At 67.5% G+C, this 24,928-nt stretch carries 19 protein-coding genes (1 of these 19 only partly in view); 11 read left to right on the top strand and 8 right to left on the bottom strand.

Features of this window, described 5'->3' with window-relative positions:
* Positions 1 to 33: 33 nt before the first annotated feature.
* A complete protein-coding gene (locus tag MF270_RS05020; RefSeq protein WP_238364756.1) occupies positions 34 to 1,191 on the top strand; it encodes a M20 aminoacylase family protein in 1,158 nt (385 codons plus the stop codon).
* 82 nt (positions 1,192 to 1,273) lie between these two features.
* Here the strand turns inward: MF270_RS05020 and MF270_RS05015 are convergent, their stop codons facing one another.
* The 3 genes from MF270_RS05015 to MF270_RS05005 all read right to left on the bottom strand — a co-directional run bounded on the left by MF270_RS05015 (position 1,274) and on the right by MF270_RS05005 (position 3,828).
* Positions 1,274 to 1,858, bottom strand: a complete 585-nt coding sequence (locus MF270_RS05015; protein WP_238364755.1) for a 3,4-dihydroxy-2-butanone-4-phosphate synthase — start codon at positions 1,856 to 1,858, stop codon at positions 1,274 to 1,276.
* 12 nt (positions 1,859 to 1,870) lie between these two features.
* Positions 1,871 to 2,392 carry a flavin reductase gene (locus MF270_RS05010; RefSeq protein ID WP_238364754.1) on the bottom strand — a complete coding sequence of 174 codons (522 nt, stop codon included), beginning with the start codon at positions 2,390 to 2,392 and terminating at the stop codon, positions 1,871 to 1,873.
* A 128-nt stretch (positions 2,393 to 2,520) separates the two neighbouring features.
* Entirely contained in the window at positions 2,521 to 3,828 is a 1,308-nt protein-coding gene (locus MF270_RS05005) for an amidase (protein WP_238364753.1), read from the bottom strand.
* Between the two features lie 255 nt (positions 3,829 to 4,083).
* Between MF270_RS05005 and MF270_RS05000 the strand changes: the two genes are divergently transcribed.
* From MF270_RS05000 to MF270_RS04985, 4 genes are all read left to right on the top strand, one after another.
* On the top strand, positions 4,084 to 5,388 hold the full coding sequence (locus MF270_RS05000) for an ABC transporter substrate-binding protein (protein ID WP_238364752.1): 1,305 nt from the start codon (positions 4,084 to 4,086) through the stop codon (positions 5,386 to 5,388).
* A 110-nt stretch (positions 5,389 to 5,498) separates the two neighbouring features.
* Entirely contained in the window at positions 5,499 to 6,371 is an 873-nt protein-coding gene (locus tag MF270_RS04995; protein WP_238364751.1) for an ABC transporter permease, read from the top strand.
* Positions 6,368 to 7,201, top strand: a complete 834-nt coding sequence (locus tag MF270_RS04990; protein ID WP_238364750.1) for an ABC transporter permease — start codon at positions 6,368 to 6,370, stop codon at positions 7,199 to 7,201. Before MF270_RS04995 ends, MF270_RS04990 begins: the two co-directional genes overlap by 4 nt.
* A gap of 65 nt (positions 7,202 to 7,266) precedes the next feature.
* Positions 7,267 to 8,250 carry an ABC transporter ATP-binding protein gene (locus MF270_RS04985; protein ID WP_238364832.1) on the top strand — a complete coding sequence of 328 codons (984 nt, stop codon included), beginning with the start codon at positions 7,267 to 7,269 and terminating at the stop codon, positions 8,248 to 8,250.
* Between the two features lie 199 nt (positions 8,251 to 8,449).
* On the opposite strand, the gene MF270_RS04980 is transcribed toward MF270_RS04985, so the two are convergent.
* The 4 genes from MF270_RS04980 to MF270_RS04965 all read right to left on the bottom strand — a co-directional run bounded on the left by MF270_RS04980 (position 8,450) and on the right by MF270_RS04965 (position 12,370).
* The gene (locus MF270_RS04980) at positions 8,450 to 9,373 is read right to left on the bottom strand and encodes a LysR substrate-binding domain-containing protein (protein WP_238364749.1); all 924 of its coding nucleotides are present in this window, start codon (positions 9,371 to 9,373) and stop codon (positions 8,450 to 8,452) included.
* A gap of 161 nt (positions 9,374 to 9,534) precedes the next feature.
* Positions 9,535 to 10,779 carry an MFS transporter gene (locus MF270_RS04975; protein ID WP_238364748.1) on the bottom strand — a complete coding sequence of 415 codons (1,245 nt, stop codon included), beginning with the start codon at positions 10,777 to 10,779 and terminating at the stop codon, positions 9,535 to 9,537.
* A 5-nt stretch (positions 10,780 to 10,784) separates the two neighbouring features.
* Positions 10,785 to 11,672 (bottom strand): nitrilase-related carbon-nitrogen hydrolase, encoded by an 888-nt coding sequence (locus MF270_RS04970; protein ID WP_238364747.1) that lies wholly within the window; start codon positions 11,670 to 11,672, stop codon positions 10,785 to 10,787.
* A gap of 11 nt (positions 11,673 to 11,683) precedes the next feature.
* Positions 11,684 to 12,370, bottom strand: coding sequence for an isochorismatase family protein (locus MF270_RS04965; protein WP_238364746.1), 687 nt, complete (start codon positions 12,368 to 12,370; stop codon positions 11,684 to 11,686).
* A 207-nt stretch (positions 12,371 to 12,577) separates the two neighbouring features.
* On the opposite strand from MF270_RS04965, the gene MF270_RS04960 reads away from it, so the two are divergent.
* The 5 genes from MF270_RS04960 (at position 12,578) to MF270_RS04940 (ending at position 18,760) form a co-directional block, all read left to right on the top strand.
* On the top strand, positions 12,578 to 14,149 hold the full coding sequence (locus tag MF270_RS04960; RefSeq protein WP_238364745.1) for an MFS transporter: 1,572 nt from the start codon (positions 12,578 to 12,580) through the stop codon (positions 14,147 to 14,149).
* A 55-nt stretch (positions 14,150 to 14,204) separates the two neighbouring features.
* Complete coding sequence (locus tag MF270_RS04955; protein WP_238364744.1) at positions 14,205 to 15,305, top strand: LLM class flavin-dependent oxidoreductase; 1,101 nt, start codon at positions 14,205 to 14,207, stop codon at positions 15,303 to 15,305.
* Between the two features lie 105 nt (positions 15,306 to 15,410).
* Complete coding sequence (locus MF270_RS04950; RefSeq protein ID WP_238364743.1) at positions 15,411 to 16,166, top strand: GntR family transcriptional regulator; 756 nt, start codon at positions 15,411 to 15,413, stop codon at positions 16,164 to 16,166.
* Positions 16,167 to 16,340: 174 nt separating this feature from the next.
* A complete protein-coding gene (rutA, locus tag MF270_RS04945) occupies positions 16,341 to 17,423 on the top strand; it encodes a pyrimidine utilization protein A (RefSeq protein ID WP_238364742.1) in 1,083 nt (360 codons plus the stop codon).
* Positions 17,424 to 17,497: 74 nt separating this feature from the next.
* Complete coding sequence (locus MF270_RS04940; protein WP_238364741.1) at positions 17,498 to 18,760, top strand: amidase; 1,263 nt, start codon at positions 17,498 to 17,500, stop codon at positions 18,758 to 18,760.
* Between the two features lie 50 nt (positions 18,761 to 18,810).
* Here MF270_RS04940 and MF270_RS04935 read toward each other — a convergent pair whose 3' ends face one another.
* Positions 18,811 to 19,302: a flavin reductase family protein gene (locus tag MF270_RS04935; RefSeq protein WP_238364740.1), complete on the bottom strand. Its 492-nt coding sequence runs from the start codon at positions 19,300 to 19,302 to the stop codon at positions 18,811 to 18,813.
* A 392-nt stretch (positions 19,303 to 19,694) separates the two neighbouring features.
* Between MF270_RS04935 and MF270_RS04930 the strand changes: the two genes are divergently transcribed.
* Positions 19,695 to 24,928, top strand: partial view of a right-handed parallel beta-helix repeat-containing protein gene (locus tag MF270_RS04930; protein WP_238364739.1) — the 5' end (the start) only. 23,497 nt of this gene lie beyond the right edge of the window; only the first 5,234 of its 28,731 coding nucleotides appear in the window; the start codon lies at positions 19,695 to 19,697; its stop codon lies off the right edge, out of view.

Below are 24,928 nucleotides of genomic sequence, written 5' to 3'. Positions count from 1 at the left end.
CAACTGTCGGCGCACCCAGCCACAGGACGCCCCATGCCCACGCTTTCCCTGATCGACAGCTATGCCGAAGAGCTCACCGCGATCCGGCGCGACATCCATGCCCACCCCGAGATCGGCTTCGAGGAACATCGCACCGCCGACCTCGTGGCCCGTATGCTCGAAGGTTGGGGGATCACCGTCACCCGCGGCATCGGCGGCACCGGCGTGGTCGGCGTGCTGGACGGGAAGGGGCCGGGCCGCACCATCGGCCTGCGCGCCGACATGGACGCGCTGCCGATGGACGAGCTGACCAACCTGGCCTACGCCTCGCGCACACCCGGTGTCTTTCACGGATGCGGCCATGACGGGCACACCACCATGCTGCTGGGCGCCGCCCGCTACCTGGCCGAGACGCGTGATTTCGACGGCCGCGTCGTCTTTGTCTTCCAACCGGCCGAAGAAGGGTTGGGAGGCGCGCGCCGGATGATCGCCGAGGGGCTGTTCGACCGTTTCCCGGTGGACGAGATCTACGGGTTGCACAATTCGCCCTTCGATGCCCTGGGCGAGGTGCGGGTGAAGCCCGGGCCGGCCATGGCGGGCGCCTCCTTCTTCGACATCACCGTGCAGGGCAAGGGCAGTCATGGCGCCGCGCCGCACATGTCGCGCGACCCGGTCACCATCGGCGCCTCGCTGGTGGGCGAGCTGCAGACCATCGTCTCGCGCAACGTGCCGGCGACCCATGCGGCGGTGCTGTCGGTCACGCAGTTCCATGCCGGCAGCGCCTACAACGTGATCCCGGGCACGGCGACGCTGGCCGGCACCGTGCGCTATTTCGACCGCGCCGACATGGAGCTGATCGGGGAGCGGATGCAGGCGCTCTGCGACGGCTATGCGCTGGCCCATGGCAGCGAGATCACGCTCGATCTGCGCAACGTCTTCGACGTGCTGGAGAATGACCCGGCCCATTGCGAGATGATCAAGGCCGCGGCAAGCGACGTGGTCGGGGCCGAGCATGTGGCCGACAAGAAAGAACCGGCGATGGGCAGCGAGGACATGGCCGACATGCTGGCGCTGGTGCCCGGCGCCTATTTCACCGTGGGCCATGACGGGGACGTGCCGCTGCACAACCCGGGCTACGTCTTCGACGACAAGCTGCTGCCCATCGGCGCCAGCATCTTTTCCCGCCTGGTCGAGCAGCGCGGCGCCGCCTGAACGGAAAGCCCCCGCCGGCGTGTCTCCGGCGGGGGCTTCGCGAGACGCGCAGGGGACCAGCAGCGCGCGGTAGGGTGCGGGCTCAGCCGAGCGCGCTGATATCGAGACAGACGAGGCCAAGTTCGGCCGCCTTGGCGCGAGCGCAGGCGAGGTCGGCATCATTGCCACCCGCGTCCAGCATCGAGCAGATCGCGGCCACCGGCGGCAGCCCGGCGCGGCGCAGCAGCGTGACCGCGCCCTCGGCCTGGCCGGCCGAGCCCGGTTCGGCCACCTGCGGGAAGATGTGGCCGGGCGTGATGACGCTGCGGTCGTCCGCATCCGGCGCTGCGGCGGCGAGGATGGTGGCCGCCCGTTCGGCGGCAGAGATGCCGGTGGTGGTGCCCGCCGCCGCCTCGATCGACAGGGTATAGAGCGGCACCTTGCGGGCCACGTTGCGGCGCTGTTGCAGCGTCAGGCCCAGCTTGGCCGCGTGCTGGAAGGTTATCGCCATGCCCAGCAGGCCCCGCGCATGGGTGGCCAGCAGATTGACCCAGTCGGCGGTGATCGCCCCGGCCGCCATCACCATCACCGGGCCGCCATCGCTGGCGCCGGTCAGCACCACGGGGCGGCCGGCTTGCAGCGCGGCGAGGGCGGCGTCCAGCGGTTGCACGTCGATTTCGTCAGTCATGAAGCCCATCACTCACACCCGCAGCTCGTGAAATTTCCGGCCCCAGTAGGCCGAGGCCGGGGAGTCCTCGGCGGTCTGCACGCCCAGAACCTCGGCAAAGATCACCTCGTGCGTGCCGACGACCTGGCGCAGGCTGACCCGGCAGTCGAAGGACACGACAGCCCCGTCCAGCACCGGCGCGCCCGAGGCGCCGCGCGTCCAGGCGGCCTGGGCGAAACGGTCGTCCATCGGGGTCTTGCCGCCGAACAGCATGGCCAGGTCCTGATGTGCCGGGCCGACGGTGTTGATGCAGATCGCGTCGTTGGCCAGGAAGGCGGGCGCGGCCGACGAGCCGCGGTTGACGCAGACCAGCAGCGTCGGCGGCGTGTCGGTGACCGAGCAGACGGCCGAGGCGGTCAGGCCCGCACGCCCGCCGGGCCCGTCGGTGGTCACGATGTTCACGGCGCCGGCCAGCCGCGCCATGCCGTCGCGAAAGCTGGCCTGGTCGATGAGATCGGCGGCGATCTCGGGCGGGGTCAGGGTCTGGGCAGACATGCCTTGGTCCTTTTCATTCGGGGCCCGGGTCGGGGGCGGTGTCGAAAGCCTACGGATTTGCCGCGGCGCGGCGTAGTGAGAAAGCCGGGCAGGGGGGCTGAGCAAATCTCAGGCCCGCTGCCTTGGCCTTAGGCGACCGCCGCGAGGGGGCGCGAAAATGCCTCGCCCGCCATGCCGGCCACGGCCAGCGCGGTGCGGTCGGTGTAGCGGCGCGTGACGAAGGAAATCCCCAGCGGCATCCCCGCCGGCCCCAGCAGCCCCGGGGCCGAGACGACCGGCACCTGCAGCACCGTCCAGAGCGAGTTCATCGAGGCATCGCCCGTCAACTCGAGCCCCATCGGCGCCTCGCCGCAGGCCGAGGGCGTCATGATCACGTCGACCCCGCGCATCACGTCATCCAGCGCCGCGCGGCAGGCATCGGCCAGCCCATAGGCGGCGCGGGCCTCGGCGGGGGTGATCTGGCGCCGATTCTCGGCCAGGGCGACGAATTCGTCGTGGATACCGGGGGTGTTGCGTACTTCGTTCAGGAAGGCCGTGCGCCCCTCGCGGCCGAGAATCACCGAATGGGCATCCTTGAGGCCGTTGAAGATCTCGGGCAGGTCGAGCGTGATCACCTCGGCCCCCTCGGCGCGCAGGATCATCGCCGCCTGCTCCATCGCGTCGCGCATCGACGGCTCGGTCCGGTCCCAGACCGGGGTGCGGCAGAGCCCGATTCGCAGGCCGCGCAGCGTGTCCGGACGGGGCGCGTCGTCGAGGTCGAAGACATCCGCCAGCAGGTCGAAATCGGCCACGTCCCGGGCATAAAGCCCCAGCGTATCGCAGGTCAGCGAATAAAGCTTCAGCCCCTCGCGCGAGATCGTGTTCCAGGTCGGTTTCCACCCCCAGATCCCGTTGAAGGACGCGGGCCGGATGGTTGACCCGCCGGTCTGCGTGCCGAGCCCGATCGAGGCCATGCCTGCCGCCACCGCCGCCGCCGAGCCCGAGGACGACCCCCCCGGCGTGCGGCGCGGATCAAGCGGGTTGCGCGTCTTGCCGCCCCGGTTGGTGGCGGCGAATTCCGTCGTCACCGCCTTGCCCAGCATGATCGCGCCCGCCTGGCGCAGCGTGTCCACGCAGGCCGCGTCGACGCCGGTCTGGCAGCCCGCGTAGCGCGGCGAATTCTGCCCCGTGGGCATGTCCTTGGTCGCGATCACGTCCTTGACGGCCACCGTCACGCCTGCCAGCGGCCCCTTGGGGGCTGCATCCACGGCGCGGGCCTGGGCGCGCACCAGCGCGGGGTCGAGGTACTCGAACGCCTGCACTTCGGGCTCGCGCGCCGCGGTGATGGCGAGGCAGGCCTCGGCCACCTCGAGTGCGCTGCGGGTGCCGGCCATGACATCGGCCGCGATGGCGCTGGCCGTCAGGCAATCGGCGGGGGTGAGTGGGGCATCGGACATCGCGGTCCTCCTTGGTCTTGTGGGCTTGTCGGCGGGTGCGCCGCCGCATCTGCACCAGCATAAGCACAGGCCTTGCCGCAGTGCAGCGCAGCTTTCCTCACCCGCTCGGGAACTTTTTCTCATTTGCCGTTTCGGCCGCCTCGGGATGACACTTTCCCTACCGAAAACCGCGATTTCGACGGGGTGCCGGCCTGCCTCCCAGGGCTGGCGCCGCGATCGAAAGGGACAACAGAACTGCTTTCCGCAGGGGGAAACATGAAAGATATCAAGCGCAAGACCACCAGCGCCGCCGGAGCAACCAAGCTCTCGCGCCGCTCGCTTCTCAAGACCGGGGCCGCGGCGGCAGCCGCCTCGGCCTTTCCGGCGCCCATGCTTTGGGCACAGAACATCAAGGACATCACGATCACCCATATCGGGCAGTCGTATTCGACGATCCCGAACATCGCCGAGCAAGCGAATGCCGACCTCGGGTTTACCGTCGACATGCAGACGGTTCCGGACAACACGGCCCATATCAACCGCCTGCTGACCCAGCCGCAGACGGTCGACGTGACCGACGTGCCGAACACCAACATGAAGTATTTCGTGGGCCGGGGCGTGCTGATGCCGCTGAACGTGGCCGACTACAAGTACTGGGACAAGACCGTCCCGCTGTTCACCAAGGGCGAATATGCCAGCGGCGAGAAGGCGTCGCTGCAGGGCTATGCCCCGATCAAGGCGCAGTATTACACTGACGAGACCGGCAGCGAATACTCGCTCGAGCCGACCGAATGGCTGGTGGGCGTGCCGCTTTATTACAACGCCGACACGCTGGGCATCCGCCCCGACCTGATCGGCCGCCCGATCGAAAGCTGGGCCGAGCTGCTGAACCCCGAGTTCTCGGGCCGCGTGGCGCTGCAGGACGGCGTCAACGTGGGCGTGCCGGACGCGGCCATGGCGCTCGAGGCGATGGGCGAGGTGTCCTACGTCGACAAGGGCAACATGACCCGGGACGAGATCGACGCCACCGTCGACAAGCTGATCGAGTACAAGCGCGACGGCCATTTCCGCAGCTTCTGGGCCAACTTCGACCAGTCGGTGCAGCTGATGGCGTCGGGCGAGGTGGTGCTGCAATCCATGTGGTCGCCCGCCGTGACCGAGGTTCGCACCCGCGGGATCGAGTGCAAGTACAACGGCATGAAGGAAGGCTACCGTGGCTGGTACATCATGATGATGGGCATGAACCACCTCGAGGGCCTGCAGCGTGACTGCGCCATCGAATACATGAACTGGTACAACTCGGGCTGGGCCGGCGCCTTCATCTCGCGCCAGGGCTTCTACAACTCGGTCCCCGACAACGTGAAGGGCTACATGACCGAGAACGAATACGGCTACTGGTACGAGGGCAAGGAAGCGTCCGAAGACATCCTGAACCCCTTCGGCAAGGTCATGGAAAAGGCCGGGGTCGTGCGCGACGGCGGCTCTCTTTGGGACCGGATGGGCAACATCGGCATCTGGAACACCCTAATGGACGAGGACCGCTATCTCGTCCGCCGCTGGCAGGATTTCATCGCCGCTTGATCCAGCGTCCGGGCAGGGGTTTCCCTGCCCGGGCCTGCCCGGTCGCGATGGTGGCTCCTCTCGCCGCCGCGGCCTTTCCGGACCCCAAGCCCGAAGCCCAAAGGACCCCCATGCGCCTCGCCAACCCGATACCCCCCAGGATCGTGTCGATGATCCAGGTCGCGCCGATGGCGCTGATCTTCACCACCATGGTCCTCTTGCCCCTGGGCCTGATCTTTGTCGTCAGCTTCCTCGATTACGACTTCGCCCGGGTCTTCCCCGAGCTCTACCTTGGCTCGTGGGAGGATGTGCTGACCTCGCAGCTGACCCGCGACCTTTACGCCAAGACCTTCAAGTTCGTGGCCATCGTCTGGGCGGTGACCGCGCTCCTGGGCTTCTGCATCGCCTATTTCCTGGCCTTCCATGTGCGCACCATGACCGTCCGGCTGATGCTGCTGGCGACGGTGGCGATCCCGTTCTGGACCTCGGGCCCGATCCGCGCGGTCAGCTGGGTGCCGCTTCTGGGCCGCGAGGGGCTGGTGAACCAGGCGCTGATGGGCCTTGGCATCACCTCCGAGCCGCTGAGCTGGCTGATGTATTCCGAATTCGCGGTGCTCATCGCCTATGTCCACCTGCTGACCCTGCCGATGATCGTCTGCATGGTGAACTCGATGGGCAAGATCCCGCCCTCGGTCATCCAGGCGGCGCAGGATGCCGGCGCCTCGGAATGGCAGATCATCCGCGACATCATCCTGCCGCTGATCCGGCCGGGCATCGCCATCGGCACGATCTTTGTCGTCACCGCCGTCATGGGCGACGCCTTCATCGTCAAGCAGATGTCGGGCGGGCAGGTCAACACGGCCACCATGGCCATCGTGACCGAGCTCAACGCCTTCATGTACCCGCCGGCCGCCGCGAAGTCCGTGGTGATGCTGGTGATCGTCCTGGCCCTGGTGGGCGTGCTGCTGCGCTTTGCCGATATCCGAAAGGAGCTGCAGCGATGACCGCGCGCCGTCCCCGATCCTTCTACTTTCTCGCCACGCTGCTGGGGCTCTTCATCGTCTTTCTCTACGCGCCCATGGCCTGCGTCTACATCCTGTCGTTCCAGGGCCCGAACGGGGGCATGTCCTTCCCGATGACCGGCTGGTCGACCCATTGGTACGAGGTGCTGTTCGGCGGCACCGGCGGGCAGGGGATGGGCGACATCGCCGCGTCCTTCCGCCGCTCGATCCGCCTGGCGCTGATCGTCGCGGTCATCTCGGCGATCATCGCCGTCTCGGCCGGCATGGCCTACCGGCGCAAGTTCCCGGGGTCGAACTTTGTCTTCTACTCGGCCATCACCTCGATGGTGCTGCCGGGGATCTTCGTCGGCTTCGGCATCGCGCTGACCTTCAACCTGCTGGGCTGGCGGGTGAACTGGTTCACCTCCGGCATCGGCGCGCAGCTGACCTGGACGCTGCCCTTTGGCCTGCTGATCATGTTCATCGTGCTCGGCCGCTTCAACCCCAGCTACGAGGAGGCCGCGACCGACCTTGGCGCCAATGCCCGCCAGCGGTTCACGGATGTGATCGTGCCGATCATCCTGCCCGGGATCATCGGGATCATGATGGCCTCCCTCACCTCGTCCTACGAGGAAACCGCCCGCACCCAGCTGAACGTCGGCACCGGGAACACCATGCCGATGGAGGTGACGGGCCTGCTGACCGCCTCGGCCACGCCGGTGCTGTTCGCGATCGGCACCGTCACCACGCTTTTCTCCTTCACGCTTGTCGGGCTCACGATCTTTGCCCTGAGCCGCCTTGCCAAACGTCGCACCATGAGGACCGCCGCATGAACCTTGCCCTGAAACAGGACCCCGCCGAGATCTCTCCCAAGGCGCCCAAGCTTCAACAGGCCACCATGGGGCATCGCTTCGACGCCGAGCTGGTCGCCGTGACCAAGCGCTACGGGCCGGGCGCGCCGGCGGTGGACGACATTTCGCTGCGCATCCCGCGTGGGTCCTATTGCTGCCTGCTGGGGCCGTCGGGCTGCGGCAAGTCCACCACGCTGCGCATGCTCGCGGGCCACGAGGATGTGACCGAGGGCGCGATCCTGATCCACGGGACCGAGATCACGAACAAGCCGCCGGTCGAACGCGGGACGTCGATGATGTTCCAGGACTACGCGCTGTTTCCGCACCTCTCGGCGCTCGACAACGTGGCGTTCTCGCTGAAAGTGCGGGGCGTGGCCAAGGAAGAGCGGCGCAATCAGGCCCGTGAATACCTCGAGCTGGTGCAGATGGATCACCTGGCCGAACGGCTGCCGAACCAGCTTTCGGGCGGGCAGCAGCAGCGCGTGGCGCTCGCGCGCTCGCTCATCACCCGGCCCAAGGTGCTGCTGCTGGACGAGCCGCTGTCGGCGCTCGACCCGTTCCTGCGCATCCGCATGCGGGCCGAGCTGAAGCGCATCCAGAAGGAGCTGGGGATCAGCTTTATCCACGTGACGCACAGCCAGGACGAGGCGCTGGCGCTGGCCGACCTGATCGTGGTCATGAACGACGCGGTCATCATGCAGGCGGCGCCTGCCCGCGAGGTCTTCGAGACGCCCGCCAACGCCTTTGTCGCACGCTTCCTCGGCGGGCATAACGTGATCCGGTCCGAGGGGCGCGAGGTCTCGGTCCGCGCGGACCAGTGCCGGCTGGGGCGGATGCCGGGGATGCGGGCGCTCGAGGGGGTGATCGGCATGATCGAGTACCAGGGCACGCAGGTGCGGATCACGATCACCAAGGACGACGAGGATTACACCGTGCTGATGGATGCGCCGACCTATTTCGCGCAAAGCCCCGAGATCGGCGAACCCGGCGTAATGAGCTGGGAGGCGTCGGACGAGCACGTGTTGGGGTGAGTTCAGGCGGTTGCGCCCCTGGCTGAGCGCGCCAGGGGCCAGCCCGTCGCCATTGTCTCTCGGACCAATGGCGCGACAATGGCGACCCCTGGAGTTTAAGGGCAAGATGAAGTGGGATCAGGCATCCTCGGTGCCCGATCCGCGTCAATTGGAAAGGCCGCCTCTGAAGGCGGCCTTTGGCATTTGGGGGAAGGCGAAATCAGACCGCGTGGACCAGCTGGTTTGTCCGGACCTTTTCGACCAGCCAGTCCTTGAAGGTCTGGATCGTCGCCTTGGCCTCCTGCCGCCAGGGCGAGAGCATGTAATAGGGCGAGCGGATCGGGTAGGTCTCGGCCACCTGCACCAGCGTGCCGCGGGCGAGGGACTGTTCGATCAGCAGCGACCGGCCAAGGATCACGCCGACGCCGGCCTCGGCCGCCTCGATCGCCGTGACGCCCTGGTTGAAGCGCAGCCCGTGGCTGAGGTCGGCGCGCTGGACGCCGTATTCGGTCAGGTAGCGCGCCCAGTCGGGGTAGGTGCCGTCCAGCGCGTCCTGCGCGCGGTCCACGTGGACCAGCGGGGCCGAGGCGAGGATGTCGCGCGTGTCGCCGCCGAAACGCTCGGCCAGGGCGGGGGCGCAGACGGGAACGATCTCTTCCTCCATCAGCGGTTCGATCTGGCAGTCGAGGTCGCTGTGCCAGTTGCAGATGCGCAGGTCGCTGTCCTGCGCCTCGGCTTCCTTGCGGGTCAGGAAGGTGCGCACGCTCAGGTCGACGTTGGGTGAAAGCTTCACGAAATCGCTGAGGCGTGGCATCAGCCAGAGCGAGGTGACCGAGACCGAGGCCGAGACGGACATGCGGCGTTGCACGTCCTCTTCGGCCTTTTCCAGCGTCAGCACGGCGTCGTTGATGAGATCCAGCGCCTGGCTGATCCGCGCCACGTTGGCGCGGGCGTCCGTGGTCAGCTCGATCCGCGAATTCTTGCGGATGAACAGTTGCACCTGCAGGAAATCCTCGAGCTGCCGAATCTGGTGGCTGACGGCGGTCGGGGTCACGCAAAGCTCGTCGGCGGCCTTGGCGACGGATGCGTTACGGGCGGTGGCTTCGAAGGCGCGAATGGCATTCAGGGGCACGCGTTTGCGCATGGTCAATCCTCATGTCGTCTCCCTCTGGGTCTCATGTCAGCCAAGCCGCGGGTCCCTCGCAAGTGGCGTGCCGCGTTCTTTGGGCGACGACTGGAAAAACCTGAACGCCCGCTGCATTTTTGGGCGAGCGGGGGCGCGGAATGCGCACAACATGTACGGACTTATTCAGCAGAGACGCGCTCTGGTTCAAAAATCACGGCCTGTTTCGCGCCGATCCACAGGGCGATGGCGATTCCCAGGACGCAGAGCACCCCGTTGGTGGCGATGGCGGCCGAGACGGACACGTTCTGCGCGATTCCCCCCGTCATCAGCGCGCCGATGGGCGAGGTGCCGACGATGAGGAACGTCACCATCGCCGCCACCCGGCCGCGCAGGTCGGGCGGGGCGACGAGTTGCAGCGCCGTCTGGACCGAGGTCGAGAAGATCACCGCCGAGGCGCCGACCACGGCGAAAAGCGCGCAGCTCAGCCACATCTCGCCGCTTTGAGCGATGATCATCAGCAGCACGCCAAAGCTGAGGCCCGACAGCAGGATGCGCCGCACCGTGGGCGCGCCGCTGCGTGCGAGCACCAGAATCGCGCAGAGCGAGCCGCCACCCAGGGCCGAGTTCAGCAGGCCGAATTCGGCGGGGGAGGCGTCGAGCAGGTAGGTGGCGACCAGCGGGATCATGGTGGTGAAGTTCTGTCCGAAGACCCCGATGAAGGCCGTGGCGACCAGCACGAAACGCACCGGGTGCGAGGTCATCGCGTAGCGCAGACCGTCGCGGGTGGCGCGGACCAGGCTGACGCGGGCGCCGGCAGGCACGGCGATGACCGGCATGCGGATCGTGGTCAGCAGGGCGGCGCAGACCAGGTAGGTCACGCAGTTGATGGCAAAGGCCGCGGGCACCCCGGCCCAGGCGATCACGAGGCCGGCCAACCCAGGCCCGATCACCCGGCCGACGTTTTGCGACAGCGCCCCCAGCGACATGCCGTGGGCCAGCGCCTCGCGCGGTACGAGGTCGGCGATCATCGCCTGCCGCAGCGGCCCGTCGATGGCGTTGACAAAGCCCAGGATCACCGCAAGTCCGTACAAATGCCATAGCTCGAAATGGCCCGTCGCGACCAGCAGCGCCAGCGCCAGCGTCTGGGCGGCACCCACCAGTTGGGTGGCGATCATCAGCGGCCGCCGCGCCAGCCGGTCAGCCAGCGCGCCGCCCATCAGGGTGAAGAGCAATATCGGCAGGAATTGCAGCGTCGTCATCCAGGCCAGCGCCATCGGGCTGTCATGGACCGTCAGAACCAGCCAGGCCTGCGCGGTGATCTGCATCCAGTTGCCCGGCATCGACACCAGCGAGGCGGCGAAGAACCGGCGAAAGGGCGGATGGGCCAGGGCCGAGGCCTGGCCGTTCCCCGCGAAAAGCCCCATGGCTGTCAGGCCGCGCCGCTCAGCGGTTGCGGCGGAGAGAGGGTGTAGGCGTCTTCCATGCGGTTGATGTCGAAGGCCCAGCGGCCCCGGATGCTGGCCTGCAGGCCCATGTCCACGTGGGCGACGATCACCTCGTCCTCCATCGACTGGCATTGCGCGACGATCTCGCCGGTGGGGGTGCAGATGAAGGACCCGCCGATGTAGGTATGCCCGTTCTCGACCCCTGCCTTGCCGGCGGCGATGGCCCAGGTGCCGTTGGAATAAGCACCACCGCAGATGGCCAGTTCCGACGCGCGGCGGGCGCCGTCCAGCGTCGTGCCTTCCAGCACCGGCGTGTTGTAGCCACAGCAAAACAGCTCTGCCCCGTTCAGCATGAGGGACCGGTAGCTTTCGGGAAAGCGGCGGTCGTAGCAGATGAGGCCGCCCACGCGCACCATGCCGAGGTCATGCGCGGGAAAGCCCAGGTCGCCGGGAGTGAAATAGTGTTTTTCTAGGATGTTCAGCGACTTGGCCGGATCGGGTTTGTGCGTTCCGGGGATGTGGACCTTGCGGAACAGCCCCTTGCGCTGGCCCTGCGCGTCGTAGAAGGCCATCGAATTGTAAAGCCCGCGGCTGTCGTGTTCGGCGTAGGACACGACCACCGCCATCGACAGGTCCGCTGCCCGCGCCGCGATCCGCTCGAGCGCGTCGAGATTGGCGGCGGGCTCGACCCATTGGCTGACGTCCTGGATCTCGGCCGCGAAATAGGGCGACAGGGCCAGTTCCGGCAGCACGGCCAGTTTCGCGCCATGGGCCGCGGCGCGGCTCATGAGCATCTCGATCCGGTCGGTGGTCTCGGCAATCGTGGCCGAGGCCGGCCCGAGCTGGATGGCGGCAGCGGTGAACCCGGTCATGGCGGCCCCCTTCAGGCGGATTTCTTGAGCGCGGCGGGGGCGTCGATGATCTCCAACGCGCGGGCCTCGTCGATCACGTCGCAGATCTTGAACTGCATGTCGAAGAGCGCGGCGGCATGGCTCATCTCGATCCGGTCAAAGACGCCTTCCTCGATCACCTGCATCTTGTAGCCCATCGCCTCGCCATCCACGCAGGTGGCGCGCACGCAGCCCGAGGTCGAATTGCCGACGACGAGGAAGCCGTCGATGCCCTTTTGCTGCGCGATCAGGTGCAGGTTGGTGAAGGCGAAACAGGACGGGGTCTGCTTTTCGACCAGGATCTCGCCTTTTTCCATCGCCACGTAATCGGGGATCTCGGATCGCGGGTCGGTGGCGGAAAAGACGCCGGCCACCGATTGCTTCATCCCGGTATAGCCGTGGAAGATGTGCTTGGAATAGATCACCGGCATCCCGGCGGTGCGGGCGGCGGCCAGCAGGCGCTGCTGCACGGGGATGGATTTCCACGCATGGGGGCCGCAGCTGCCGGGGTACTCGTCCAGCTGGTCAACGATCGGCGCGTCGATGCCGCAGGCGGTGACCTGCATGTCGATCACCAGCAGCGCGTTCACCTTGCCGGGCCCGTGCGGCTCTCGCAGGTTGCGGCGGGCCACAAGTTTCTTGTCGTCTTCGGTCAGGAAGTCATCCCATACGCGGGTCATGGCGCGATCCTTTTTGGTCCTCGTGAGCGTTGAGATGACCATAGGACCGGCCCCGCGCGGCCCGTTACTGCGAAAATCTGCGACAGGGGGCTGAGAAAGGTTCAGCCCGGGGTCCAGGGCCGCGCGGCGACGCGCTTGGGGCCGGGCTGAGAATTCCTTGGGCGCTCTGAAAACTTTTCTCGTTTGAACGTTTGCCGGTCAGCGCAGATGCCAGAGGGTAACAAGGACGAAGGGCCGCACATGCCGCCGACCAAGGAATCCCATCGCATCGCCATCGCGTTCGTCGTGGCCTGCGCGTTTCTCATGCAGGGCGTCGACACGACGCTGCTGACCATCGCCATTCCGCTGATCGCCAGAGACCTGGGCCAGTCGCCCTTGTCGCTGCACCTGCTGATCACCGCCTACCTGCTGAGCCTCGCGGTCTTCATGCCGGTCTCGGGCTGGTTCGCCGACCGCTTCGGCGCGCGGCGGGTGTTCTGCTGGTCGGTGGCGCTGTTCATGACCGCGTCGATGGCCTGTGCGGCCATGCCGGGGCTCTGGACGATGCTGCCTTTGCGGATGCTGCAGGGCTTTGGCGGGGCACTGATGACGCCGGTCGGCCGGATGATCGTGCTGCGCGCCTTCGGGCCGGGGCGGACGCTGGACGGGATGACATGGCTGACGATCCCGGTGTTGATCGGGCCGCTGATCGGCCCGCTGATCGGCGCCACGCTGATCGAATTCGCGCCGTGGAGGACGCTGTTCTTCGTCAACGCGCCGATCTGCCTGGCCGCCATCATCGGCGCGCTGCGGCTGATACCCGCAACTCCGCCCGAGGGGGCAGGGGCCTTTGACCTGGGCGGCTTCGCCCTGGCCGGCCTGTCGCTGGTGTTGTTCCAACTGGGGGTCGAGGCGCTGTCGCATCCCGGCTTCGGCCTGGTCGGCGCCGTGGTGCTGGTCGCCGGTAGCCTCGCCGTCTTCCAGGTCTACCGCCGCCATGCGCGGGGGCTGGACCGGCCGGCGCTGGACCTGCGGCTGTTTTCGAACGCCTCCTACCGCACCGGGGTCATCGCGGGGGGAATCGGGCGGATCGGGATCAACTCCTCGGCCTTCTTGCTGCCGCTCTTCCTGCAACTCGGGCTTGGCTTCCGGCCGATTCACGCGGGGTTGCTGGCGGCCCTGTCGGGGCTGGGCAGCTTTGCCTCGAAACCGCTGCTGAAACGCTGCGTGGCACGGTTCGGCTTCCGCCGGGTTCTGATCGCGATCACGCTGCTGGGCACGCTGAGCCTGCTGGCCTTTGCCGGGGTCTCGACCGCCTGGCCGCTGGGTCTGCTGATCGCGCTGGTGCTGATCACGGGGGCGATCCGGACGCTGTATTTCAACGCGGCCAACACGTTGACCTATACCGACCTGCAGGACGGGGAGCTCAGCCGCGCCGTGTCTTCGGCCGGGGTATTCCAGCAATTGACCATGGGGCTTGGCATCTCGATCTCGGCCGCGCTGCTTGCGGTGATCCAGACGCCCGGCGGGGCGCTGCAAAAGGCGGACTTCCACTGGGCCTTTGCCGCCATGGGGCTGATCCCGCTGCTGTCGCTGCCGGTGCTCTGGCGTTACCGCGACACGGGCGCGGCGCCCGCCGTGGCCGAAGCCCCCGCGACCTTGCCCGTTGCCCCGGCGGCCCCCGTCGCGCCGATGAGAAAAACTCAAGCCCCTCTCCGAAATAAGTCGATTGGCGAACGCCGCGCTGCAGCGGAGACTGATCACGACGCGAACACCGACGTGTCGGGCACCGCTGCCTGACATCAGTAACGGCCCCGCCACCCGGGGCCAGACACCAACAGGAAAGGAACCACCCATGACAGAGATTGGCGTCTTCATCCCGATCGGCAGCCGCGGCTGGCTGATCTCGACCACCTCGCCCAAGACCATGCCCAGCTTCGAGCTGAACAAGATCGTCGTTCAGCAGGCCGAACGCTACGGGCTGGATTTCGCCCTCTCGATGATCAAGCTGCGCGGCTACAACGGTCCGTCGGAATACTGGGTGCACAACCTGGAAAGCTTCACGCTGATGGCCGGCCTGGCCGCCGTCACCAAGAAGATCAAGCTGTTTGCCTCCTGCGCCATGCTGACCCTGCCGCCGGCGCTGACCGCGCGCATGGCCACGACCATCGATTCCATCGCCCCCGGCCGGATCGGCGTGAACATGGTGACCGGCTGGCAGCCCAAGGAATACCAGCAGATGGGGCTGGAACTGACGCCGGAACACTTTGCCCGCCGCTATGACTACGCCTCCGAATACGTGCAGGTCATGCAGGACCTGTGGCGCGACGGCGTGTCGAACTTCAAGGGCGACTTCTTCCAGATGGACGATTGCAAGCTCTCGCCCGGGCCGGCCAAGGGCCGCATCCCGATCGTCGGTGCGGGCCAGTCCGAGAAGGGCATGGAATTCGTCGCCAAGTACGGCGATTACAACTTTGTCGGCGCGGGCGGGGACATCAACGAAACCCAGCAAAGCCGCGAGATGGTCGCCAAGGTGAACAGCTTTGCCGACAAGCACGGCCGCGACACCGGCGCCTTCCTGCTGCTGATGGTCATCGCCGACCGGACCGAGCAGATGGCTTGGGACAAGTGGAACCTCTACAAGGAGGGCACCGACATCGAGGCGCTGGAATGGCAGGCCTCCCAGGCCGGCCAGGACAAGGTGGCCAAGGACGGCTCGACCGCCGCGAACCTGGTGCGCGCGATCAAGAATCCGCAGCCGACCGGCATGCTCAAGCTGATCGGGTCCTACGAGCAGGTCGCCGCCATGCTGGACGAAATCGCCGCGACGCCGGGCCTCAAGGGCATCATGCTGACCTTCGACGATTTCATCATCGGGATCGAGCAGTTCGGCCAGTACATCCAGCCGCTGATGAAGTCGCGCAACCCCGAGCTTGGCAAGCTCGCGGCGGAATGACCTTGCGGGCGCGGGCAGGGATGTCCGCGCCCCTTGCAGCTTGGACTTGCCAGCTGCGGATCACGCCTCTAGACTTGCATAAGTCCAGACTTGAATTGCGTGATAATGGAAGACTTTTCTGATGTTTCCCTAAGCCGGGACGACGGCTCCCCCCTGTATCTCCAGGTTGCCTCCCTTCTTGAAAAAGAGATTTCCGCGGGGCGTTTCCCGGTCGGGTCGCTCTTGCCGACCGAGGCGGACCTTTCGGCCATGCTCAAGGTCTCGCGCCACACCGTCCGGCAGGCCATCGGGCAGATGCGGGCGCGGGGGCGGGTGTCGGCCCGCAAGGGCGTCGGCACCCGGGTTGAGCAGGCGCGCGACGACATGTTCGGCCGCTTCACCACCGAGACGCGGGGCGACCTGTTCGACTTTGCCCGCGAGACCGAGCTGCGGTTCAGCCACCGCGAGGTGATCGAGGCGCGGGGACAGCTGGCCGTGCAGATGGGCTGCCGGCCGGGCCGGAAATACTACCATGCGGCCGGTCTGCGTTTCATCGCCGGAGAGGACAAGCCCATGTGCTGGAACGAAGTTTACCTCGAACCGCGCCTGCGCTCGGTGATCGAAAGCATCGACGTGTTGCGTGTTGCGCTGTTCATGCTGATCGAGAAGGCGACCGGCGAACGCATCCGCGAGATCCACCAGGAGATCCGGGCCATCCCCATGCCGGCCCACGTGGCCCGCGCGCTGGGGCGGGAAGAGGGCGACATCTGCATGCGCCTGTCGCGCCGTTACATCGCCTCGGGCGGGCGGATGCAGGAATTCGCCATGCAGTTCTACCCCGCCGAGTCCTTTGCCTACCAGACCCGAATCCAGTCGACCTGACCGCGTTTTCGCCCTGCTTCCAGCGGGGCAAATGCCGCGCTGCGGCGCGCATTAAACGGGCAAAACCCGAAGTGCGCCGGGTTTTGCATACTGTGCGACCGGAATGTCTCGCTTCCCTCAATGGCGACTGCAAAAGTCCGTACATGTAATCACGTTACAACGGGGAATCGTGACATGGATATGGGTGTCTTCATCCCGATCGGGAACAACGGCTGGCTGATCTCGAAAGCCGCGCCGCAATACATGCCCAGCTTCGAGCTGAACAAGCAGATCGTGCAGAAGGCCGAGGGTTACGGGCTGGATTTTGCCCTCTCGATGATCAAGCTGCGCGGTTTCGGCGGCGAGACGGAGTTCTGGGATCACAACCTGGAAAGCTTCACGCTGATGGCCTCGCTGGCCGCGGTGACGGACAAGATCAAGCTCTTCGCCTCGACCGCGATCCTGACCCTGCCGCCGGCGATCGTCGCGCGCATGGCCTCGACCATCGACAGCGTGGCGCCGGGCCGCTTCGGCGTGAACATCGTGACCGGCTGGGCGCCGGGCGAATACACCCAGATGGGGGTCTGGCCGGGCGACGAGTATTTCGGCTATCGCTATGAGTACGCGACGGAATACGTCACCGTGATGAAAGAGCTCTGGGACACCGGCACCTCGGACTTCAAGGGCAAGCACTTCACCATGGAAGACTGCAAGCTCTCGCCGCCGCCGTCGAGCCCGATCGAGATCGTGGCCGCCGGCCAGTCGGACACCGGCATGGAATTCGCCGCGAACCTCGCGAATTACTCCTTCGTCCTCGGCACCGGGGTCAACACGCCCACGTCGTTCGAGCCGACGTCGAAACGCCTGATGGACGCCGCCGCCAAGACCGGGCGAGACGTCGGCGCCTACGTGCTGTTCATGGTCATCTCGGGCGAGACGGACGAGGAAGCGCAGGCCAAGTGGACCGCCTACCGCGAGGGCGCGGACATGGAGGCGCTGGCCTACATGGGCGTGCAGGGCGCGGCCGACCAGTCAGCGGGCGCGAACTCGACCGCGGCGACGATCAACCTTCCGGAAGGCGCGGTGAACTTCAACATGGGCACGATCATCGGCTCCTACGAAAGCGTCGCCCGGATGCTGGACGAGGCGGCGGCGGTGCCGGGCGTCAAGGGCATCATGATGGTCTTCGACGACTTCCTCGAGGGGCTCGACGCCTTCGGCAAGGAAATCCAGCCGCGCATGAAATCGCGCGAAACGGTCGCTCTGGCCGCGGAATGAGCAGCACGGCTTGACCCGGCGGGCGGCGGGGCGGGGACCCTTGCCGCCCGTTTGCACATGGAAAGGACGGGACGATGAAGGATGTGACGACCGATCTCGCGCGGCTGACCGCGAGCGAGGCGCGGGCCGAGATGCGGGCAGGGCGGCTGACGTCGCTGGACCTCGTGCAAGCCTGTCTGGCGCGCATCGCCGCGCGCGACAAGGAGGTGCGCGCCTGGATCACGCTGAACCCCGAGGCGGAGGCGCAGGCCGCCGCCATCGCCCCGGACGATCCGCGTCCGCTGGCCGGAATTCCCATCGCGATCAAGGACATGATCGACACCGGCGACCTGCCGACCACGCATAACTCGCCGCTTTATGGCACCAACCGCCCCGCCAATGACGCGCCCTGTGTCGAGGTGCTGCGCGCCGCCGGGGCCATTGTGCTGGGCAAGTCCGACACGACCGAATTCGCCGCCGCCGGGCGCTGGGCCGCCACGGCGAATCCCCATGACGTGACGCGCACGCCGGGCGGGTCGTCCTCGGGCACCGCCGCCGCCGTGGGGGATTTCCACGTGCCGCTGGGCCTGGGCACCCAGACCGGCGGGTCGACCATCCGGCCGGCATCCTTCTGCGGCGACGTGGCGCTGAAACCCAGCTGGGGGCTGATCTCGACCGAGGGGGTCAAGCGCTATTCCGTCAGCCTCGACACCATTGGCCTCTTCGCGCGGTCGGTGGAGGACATCGCGCTGCTCGCCGATGTCTACCGCCTGCCCGAGGCGCCCGCGCCGGGTGCGCGGCTGCGGCTGGGCCTGTGCCTGACGCCCTACGCGGACAAGCTGGAGCCGGAGACGCTGGCGCTGTTCGGCACGCTGGCCGAGCGGCTGGCGCCGGTCGCCGACGTGATCCCGTTCGATCTGCCCGAGGACTTTGCCGGCATCGACGACCTGCACCGCTGCGTGATGCACTCCGAAGGGGCGGCGGCTTTCCTCAACCTCGCCGTGACGCGGCCCGCGCTGCTGCACGACGATTTCCACGCACGGGTCGAACGGCGCGCCGGTCACACGCCGCGCCAGATGTTCGAGGCCTATGACGCGCTGGCCCGGCTGCGGATGACGTTCGAGGAGATGTCGAAGGGGTTCGACGCCATCCTCGCCCCCTCGGCCCCAGGCTTTGCACCGCCGGGGAAGGGGCCGGGCAATCCGCTCTTCAATGCCATGTGGACGGCGTTGCAGGTGCCGGTGATGACGCTGCCGGTCTCGGGGCAGGATCTGCCGTTGGGCGTGTCGCTGGTCGGGCGGCGGGCCGAGGATCGCCGCGTGATCGCCGCGGCGCAGCGGGTCGCCCCGCTGCTGTAACCTCATCAACCCCGGCGGCGCGGCGGGCGACCCCGCTGCGCCAACCTCAATCAATCGCTCAGGAATTTCCCGCGGAAGAAGATCAACGGCGCGCCTTCGCCCTTTGCGCGGATGCCCTTGACGGTGCCGATCACGATCGAGATGTCACCGTGTTCCACGACCGTCTCGACCTCGCAATCGAAGACTCCCAGCGCCTCGGTGTAGACCGGCGCGCCGGTGGCGAGCGTGTCCCAGGCGCCGTCCTCGAAGACCTTTTCGCCCTTGCCGCCGAAAGCATTGGCCATCTCGGCGCAGCCTTCGGGCAGGTAGTTGACCGCGAAATGACCGTTCTCGATCACCCCGGCCAGGGCCGAGGTCTTCTTGTCGATCGACACCAGCATGGTCGGCGGGTTCGCCGTCACATGCGCCGCCGACAGGCCAAGAAAGCCCGTGGGGCCATCTGCCGACTGCGCGGTGACCAGCGTGGCGCCGATCGGGCGTTCGCCCAGGGTGCGCCAGAACTTGCCCATGTCGATCTCGCCGCCGGTTGCCTCGATGCCCATTGTGCCTGTGTCCTTCCGAAAGGGTCTGTCTTGGGCCTTAGGTCGCCCGAACGGGCCGGCGAATACAAGCAAGCTTCCTGCATCCGCGGGCTGAGGATTTCTTGACCCGCCTGCGCAAGCCCTTGTCCGCGCGGCGTTTTGCACTGGCGGCCCGGTGCGGGGGCCGGGCGGCCGGGTCCGGCGCTGGCCAAAAGCTGTGCAGACCGGCAGCCTGGGCCGGGCGCGATGCGGGGCCTCATGGGGACGCCAATACCGGTATTCCCCCATAGGACACAGGCCCTGCGGGCTTGCCAGAACGGGTCGGTTCCCGCTAGGTTACCTGCATTCTTAGCTGCTTTGACCGGTCCCCAACGCTTTTCCCCGGCAAGGCCATTTTGCAAGGGTACTTAACGATGAGACGTCGCTGGAGCGGTCGCAGGTCCCAATTGTTCGGGGGCACGTCCTCCGCAGCACTCACGAAGGCATCGGCAAGCTGGAATGGCATCAGGCTGACGCTGCCCGATTCGTCCAAGCCCCGTCGCAAGGCGGTGGCCGGAAAGGCCGCGCCGCGACGCAAGGCCGAGATGGAGGCGCTGGAGCCGCGCATCCTGCTGAACGCCGATCTCACCGGGGACGCGGCGGCGCTGACCGCCGGGGTGCAGGCGCTCGAGACCTGGGCGAGCACGCTTCAATCCCACCAGGCGCTGGCGCAATCCGTGCCCGTCATCAACCGGACTCTGGGGACCGCGGTTGATTTCGGGACCACGGTGCAAACCTACCTGACCGACAAGATCGAAACCTACCTGGCCACCGACATCGACCCGACCGGGGACGAGCTGGTGGCGGCGCTGAACGGCGCCTTCAGCGATGCCTTTGGCGACGTCAGCGTGGTGATCGGGCATACGGGGGCCGACGCGGTCTTTGACGTGGACATCACGCGCACCATCGCGGCCAGCGACACGGCGCTGGACCTGTCGGCCGATGATGGCGGGCTGGGCGTCAGCCTTGACGTGACGGGGCAGGTGAGTACGGCGTTTTCCGCCACGATCCAGCTTGAGCTGGGGATCGACGGTACCGGCTTCTACGTGGCGCCGGCCACGATCAGCGCCTCGGCCACGGGCACCATGACCGACCTCGCGGCAACGGTCGATTTCGGATTCGTGGACTTTGCCGCCGACGTGGACGCGTCCGTCAACGCGACCGCCACGGTCGCCACCACGGGCGCGGCCCTGCGCGTGGCGGACCTGACCGGCGACATCGGCCTCAGCGCCTCGGTCGAGATGTCGGGCGATGCCTCGGTCGACATCACCGGCGATGCGGGCTTCGGCTCGGCCGAGCTGTTCGAGCTGGACTGGCTGGACGACCTGACCAATGCCGACGTCTCGGGCCCGCTGGACGTGCTGGGCGGCTTCGGCGACGTGACCGAGGGGGATTTCACCGGCCTCTTCAGCGCGGCGACCGGGTTCCTCGGCAACCTCAACGCCTCCGACCTGCTGGGCGACCTGCCGTTCTTTGGCGACTCGCTAGCCGGCATGGTCGATCCCGGCGCCTCGATCCAGTCGCTGCTGGACGGGCTGGGCAGCTTCACCGACATCGACGAGCTGCGCGCGGCGGTGCTGAGCCATGCCTCGCTGACCGACCTTGGCCTGCGGCGCGTCGACCTCGACGGCGACGGGCGCGATGACGCGGCGGTGTTCGACGTCGGCTTTTCGACCACGCGCAATGGCGACGTGGACGTGGCCTGGACGCAGTCGGGCGCCATCGACCTCGAGGCCAGCGCGACCGTGGCCGGGGTCAACGCGACCCTGTCGGGCCAGCTGGGTTTTGGCGTGGACGTGCGCGGGGGGACGCCGTCGCTGTTCCTGATGGCGGGCGACGGCGCGCCGGCGATCCGCATCCAGACCTCGCTGACGGGGATCAACGCGGCGGCGCAGGTCGGCTTTCTTGACCTGACCGTGACGGGCGGGTCGGCCAATGCCGACGTGACCCTGCGACTGGCGCAGGGCGACGGAGACCCGACGATCACGCTGCTGGCGCTCAATGGTTCCATCGTCGATGCCGGCGCCTATGCGGAACTTGGCGGCTCGCTCGACCTGACGCTGCCGCTGGACAGCGCCTTCATCCCCGGCCTGCCGCGCGACCTGACCGCCACCTGGTCGGACCTGTCGGACATCGGCACCTTCACCACCAACGCGGCCACCTTCCTTGACGTGACCCAGTGGGAGTCGCTGTCCGAGCAGACGCTGCTTGACGCGCTGAACGCGCTGCCCTCGGCGCTGGCCAAGCTGGCCGAGCGCGGCTTTGCCCGGGGCATCCCCGTCCTTGGCGACGAGTTGGCGCGCATCGCCGATTTCGCGCAGGAAATTCAGGACGCCATCGACACGATCAGCAGCTTCTCGGACCCGGGCAGCCTGCAGGCCGCGTTGCAGGCGCTGTTCGATTCCGCCCTGGTCGAGCTGAACGGTTCCGCGCTCGAGGTTTCGCTGACCGACAGCGCGGCCTTCAACGAGACGCTGAATGTCGGCATCCAGGAAACCCTTGGCGGCGTCGGAGAGATCGACCTTTCAGGCACCGCGCAAGTGCAGGGGCAGGGCGACCTGACGCTGCGCTTCGGCATCCTGATGGACCCGACGCTGGCGTTGCAGGACAGGCTCTACCTCGTGGCCGGCCCGGCCACCTCGCTGGCGCTGGGCGCGCGGGTGACGACGCCCGCGCCCTTCACGGCCGGCGCCTCGCTTGGCCCCCTGCGGGTCGAGGCGCGCAACACGCAAGTCAACATCGCCAAGCGCAACACCGATGGCACGCTCGACCCGGCAACCGACGCGACCTTCACCACGCAGCTGGCCGACCTTGGCACGATCGACGGGCGCACGACCCTGCGCCAGCTGCTCGCGGCCTCCGGGACCAGCGTCTTTTCGACCCCTGTGGTCAACGGCAAGATCGAGGCCAGCACCGAGATCGGCGTCACCGGCGGCGTCGATACCGTGCCCGTCAGCTTTGCCTGGCGGATCGACCAGCCGGCCACGGCGCCGACGATCAACTTTGACCAGACCGACCTGCAGAACCTCTTGCCCAGCGACATCGGCTCGCTGCTCAGCAGCGGCCTGTTGCAGGGCAACCCGCTGGACGCGCTGCGCCAGCTGGGGCCGTGGCTGGACCAGTTCGCGCAATCGGCCAGCCAGACCGCGCTGATGCAGACCGAGCTGCCGCTGGTCGGCAAGACCCTGGCCGAGATCCTCGACCTCGAGAACGGGCTGGGCAGCGCGGCCACCGCGATCACGCAATTCTTCCAGAACCCGACCGCCGCGGCCGAGGATGCCGCGACCCAGGCGGCCGATGCGCTCGAGGCGCTGGCGACCAGCGCGCTGTCGGTCGTGGTGGACCGGGCGAACATGTACGCCGGGATGATCACCGCCGCGCAAGAGCAGACGGCGGACCTGCTGGGCGTGGTCACGAACCGCGACCTTTTCGTCATGCAGATCGGCTTCGAACTCAGCCGCGACCTTGCGGGAGAGGCGATCACCTTTGCCGACGGCACCACCGGTTTCTCGATGGATGCGCAGCTGAACGGCGATGCGACCGTGCAGATGCGGCTGACCATCGGCGTCGACCTTGACGGGCTGCGCGCGGCCGAGGACGCGGTGTTCCTGCGGGTCGATGAATTCAACGCGGGCGTCGACGCCCAGATCGACACCACCGGCGGCAGCTCGCTGCGGCTGGGCGTCGTGGACCTGGCGCTCGGCAACAGCTCGACCCTGTCGCTCGCGGCCGAGGTAACCGGCGGGGTCGCCCAGCCGAACGGCACGCTGCCCGCGCCGCTGACCCTGGCCGAGATGCTGGGCACTTCGGCCGAGGGGCTCTTGAACCTCCAGGCCGGTCCGGCGCAGATCCAGGGCGCCATCGTCGCCACCGCGGGGCTGTCGGGCATCGGTTCGGGCACCGCCGTCTTTACCTTCCAGGGCAACCCGCTGTCGGGCGAGGCGCCCACGATGGTCATGAGCGGAACGCTGGCCAACGAGCTCGGCAATTTCTCGGACCTCGACGGTGACGCGCTGCTGAGCGCGCTCAAGGCCTTCGCCGGCTGGCTCTCGAGCCTGTCGGGCGCCGATTTCATGCAGGCCAAGGTGCCCTTTGCGGATGCCTCGCTGGCCGACCTGCTCGACTGGGGCGTGGCGCTGAACGAGCAGGTGAACGAGCTGCTCGAAGACGCCAGCGGCTTCCGCAACTTTGAATCCCTCGACGACCTGGTCAGCCAGCTGGCGGCCAGCGCGGGTGTGCCGCCGGGCGGGCTGACCTCGACCTATACCTCTTGGAATGACCGGCTGGATTTCGTCCTGACGCTGAACCACACCTTTGCGGGCGTGAATGCCGGGTTCGATTTCGACCAGGATTTCGCGGGGCTTGCCTCGCTCACCTCGGACGGCAGCATCTCGCTGACCGGCACCGGGGCGCTGCAGGTCAGCTTTGGCTTTGATCTGACCAAGGTGACGACGGCGCTGACCGCGCTGGCGGTGCCGCCCGCCAATGGCCGGCTCGACCCTGGCACGCGGGCGCGGTTCTCGCTCGTGCTGGCCGACGACAGCCGGCTCGAGGTCACGCTGGACGCCGACCGCACCTCGACCAACGCGACGGTCGCGGACCTGGCCGCCGACCTGCAGGTCGCCGTCTCGGCCGCGCTCAGCGCCGGGGCGATCCTGCCAGAGGGCGGGCGCGGCCCCGCGCTGTCGCCCGATGCGATCGACGTGGACGTGACCGGCGGCCTGCTGCGCATGACCATGGATTCAAGCCTGGGCGGCCGCATGGCCTTTGCCACCGATGCGACCGACCCGGCCCATACCAAGCTGGGCTTCGGCACCGCGCGCGACCGCACGACCGTCTACCTGACGGGCGACGGCCAGTTGCCGGCCGACGGGCAGCTGGACAACGACGCGGTGCTGCGTATCACCATCGGCGACCGGCCGACGCAGACGGTGACCGTCTCGGCCGCCAGCACCGCGACCAACCTCAACCGGGGCGACCTGGTCGCCGACATCAACCTGGCGCTGCACCCGATGAACGTGGCGCGCCAGGCGGCGGGCCTGTCGACCGTCATCGCCAATGCCGGCACCGATGGCGTGCTGAGCCTGATGATCACCGACGACATCGACCTCTTTGTCATCGAACCGGCGCCCACGGACGCCGGCGGCGCCGCCGAGATCGGCTTTGGCACCCGGCAGGAGGTCGGCGCCCCGCAGGCGCTGCAGATCGCCACCTCGAGCATCCTCGACGGGCTCTACGTGGACGACCTGCTGGGCACCGCCACCATCGCCGTGGATGGCGCGCTGAGCGCCGCGGCCGAGCTGGGCATCGTCAACCTCGAGCTGACCAACGGCGTGCTCGATTTCGACGGCGCGGTGACGCTGGACCTCGTGTCCGGCACCCATTACCTGCGCGACATCACCGCCAACCCCAGCGAGCTTTACACGCTGTTCACCGGATCGGACGGGCTCAGCACCTCGGTCGCGGGCTCCTTCACCGCCGACGTGGGACTTTCGGGACCGGCGGCGACGCTGTTCTCGCTCTCGGGCAGCGAAACCTTCGGGATCACCGCGCCGGACCTCTTCGATCCCGGCAACTGGGACGTGACCTTCCCCGACCTCGGGGACCT

Source organism: Mesobacterium pallidum (assembly GCF_019966535.1).
Lineage (GTDB): Bacteria > Pseudomonadota > Alphaproteobacteria > Rhodobacterales > Rhodobacteraceae > Mesobacterium > Mesobacterium pallidum.
Note: the sequence above shows the minus strand (reverse complement) of the source record. Positions and strands in the feature narration are given on the sequence as shown.

Excerpts from the sequence above, each read along its gene's own strand:
- MF270_RS05010 (WP_238364754.1), bottom strand. The coding sequence starts at position 2,392 with ATGTCTGCCCAGACCCTGACCCCGCCCGAGATCGCCGCCGATCTCATC.
- MF270_RS04970 (WP_238364747.1), bottom strand. The coding sequence starts at position 11,672 with ATGACCGGGTTCACCGCTGCCGCCATCCAGCTCGGGCCGGCCTCGGCC.
- MF270_RS04985 (WP_238364832.1), top strand. The coding sequence starts at position 7,267 with ATGGGGCATCGCTTCGACGCCGAGCTGGTCGCCGTGACCAAGCGCTAC.
- MF270_RS05005 (WP_238364753.1), bottom strand. The coding sequence starts at position 3,828 with ATGTCCGATGCCCCACTCACCCCCGCCGATTGCCTGACGGCCAGCGCC.
- MF270_RS05000 (WP_238364752.1), top strand. The coding sequence starts at position 4,084 with ATGAAAGATATCAAGCGCAAGACCACCAGCGCCGCCGGAGCAACCAAG.
- MF270_RS04950 (WP_238364743.1), top strand. The coding sequence starts at position 15,411 with ATGGAAGACTTTTCTGATGTTTCCCTAAGCCGGGACGACGGCTCCCCC.
- MF270_RS04940 (WP_238364741.1), top strand. The coding sequence starts at position 17,498 with ATGAAGGATGTGACGACCGATCTCGCGCGGCTGACCGCGAGCGAGGCG.
- MF270_RS05015 (WP_238364755.1), bottom strand. The coding sequence starts at position 1,858 with ATGACTGACGAAATCGACGTGCAACCGCTGGACGCCGCCCTCGCCGCG.
- MF270_RS04935 (WP_238364740.1), bottom strand. The coding sequence starts at position 19,302 with ATGGGCATCGAGGCAACCGGCGGCGAGATCGACATGGGCAAGTTCTGG.
- MF270_RS04995 (WP_238364751.1), top strand. The coding sequence starts at position 5,499 with ATGCGCCTCGCCAACCCGATACCCCCCAGGATCGTGTCGATGATCCAG.
- rutA (WP_238364742.1), top strand. The coding sequence starts at position 16,341 with ATGGATATGGGTGTCTTCATCCCGATCGGGAACAACGGCTGGCTGATC.
- MF270_RS04975 (WP_238364748.1), bottom strand. The coding sequence starts at position 10,779 with ATGGGGCTTTTCGCGGGGAACGGCCAGGCCTCGGCCCTGGCCCATCCG.
- MF270_RS04960 (WP_238364745.1), top strand. The coding sequence starts at position 12,578 with ATGCCAGAGGGTAACAAGGACGAAGGGCCGCACATGCCGCCGACCAAG.
- MF270_RS05020 (WP_238364756.1), top strand. The coding sequence starts at position 34 with ATGCCCACGCTTTCCCTGATCGACAGCTATGCCGAAGAGCTCACCGCG.
- MF270_RS04980 (WP_238364749.1), bottom strand. The coding sequence starts at position 9,373 with ATGCGCAAACGCGTGCCCCTGAATGCCATTCGCGCCTTCGAAGCCACC.
- MF270_RS04955 (WP_238364744.1), top strand. The coding sequence starts at position 14,205 with ATGACAGAGATTGGCGTCTTCATCCCGATCGGCAGCCGCGGCTGGCTG.
- MF270_RS04965 (WP_238364746.1), bottom strand. The coding sequence starts at position 12,370 with ATGACCCGCGTATGGGATGACTTCCTGACCGAAGACGACAAGAAACTT.
- MF270_RS04990 (WP_238364750.1), top strand. The coding sequence starts at position 6,368 with ATGACCGCGCGCCGTCCCCGATCCTTCTACTTTCTCGCCACGCTGCTG.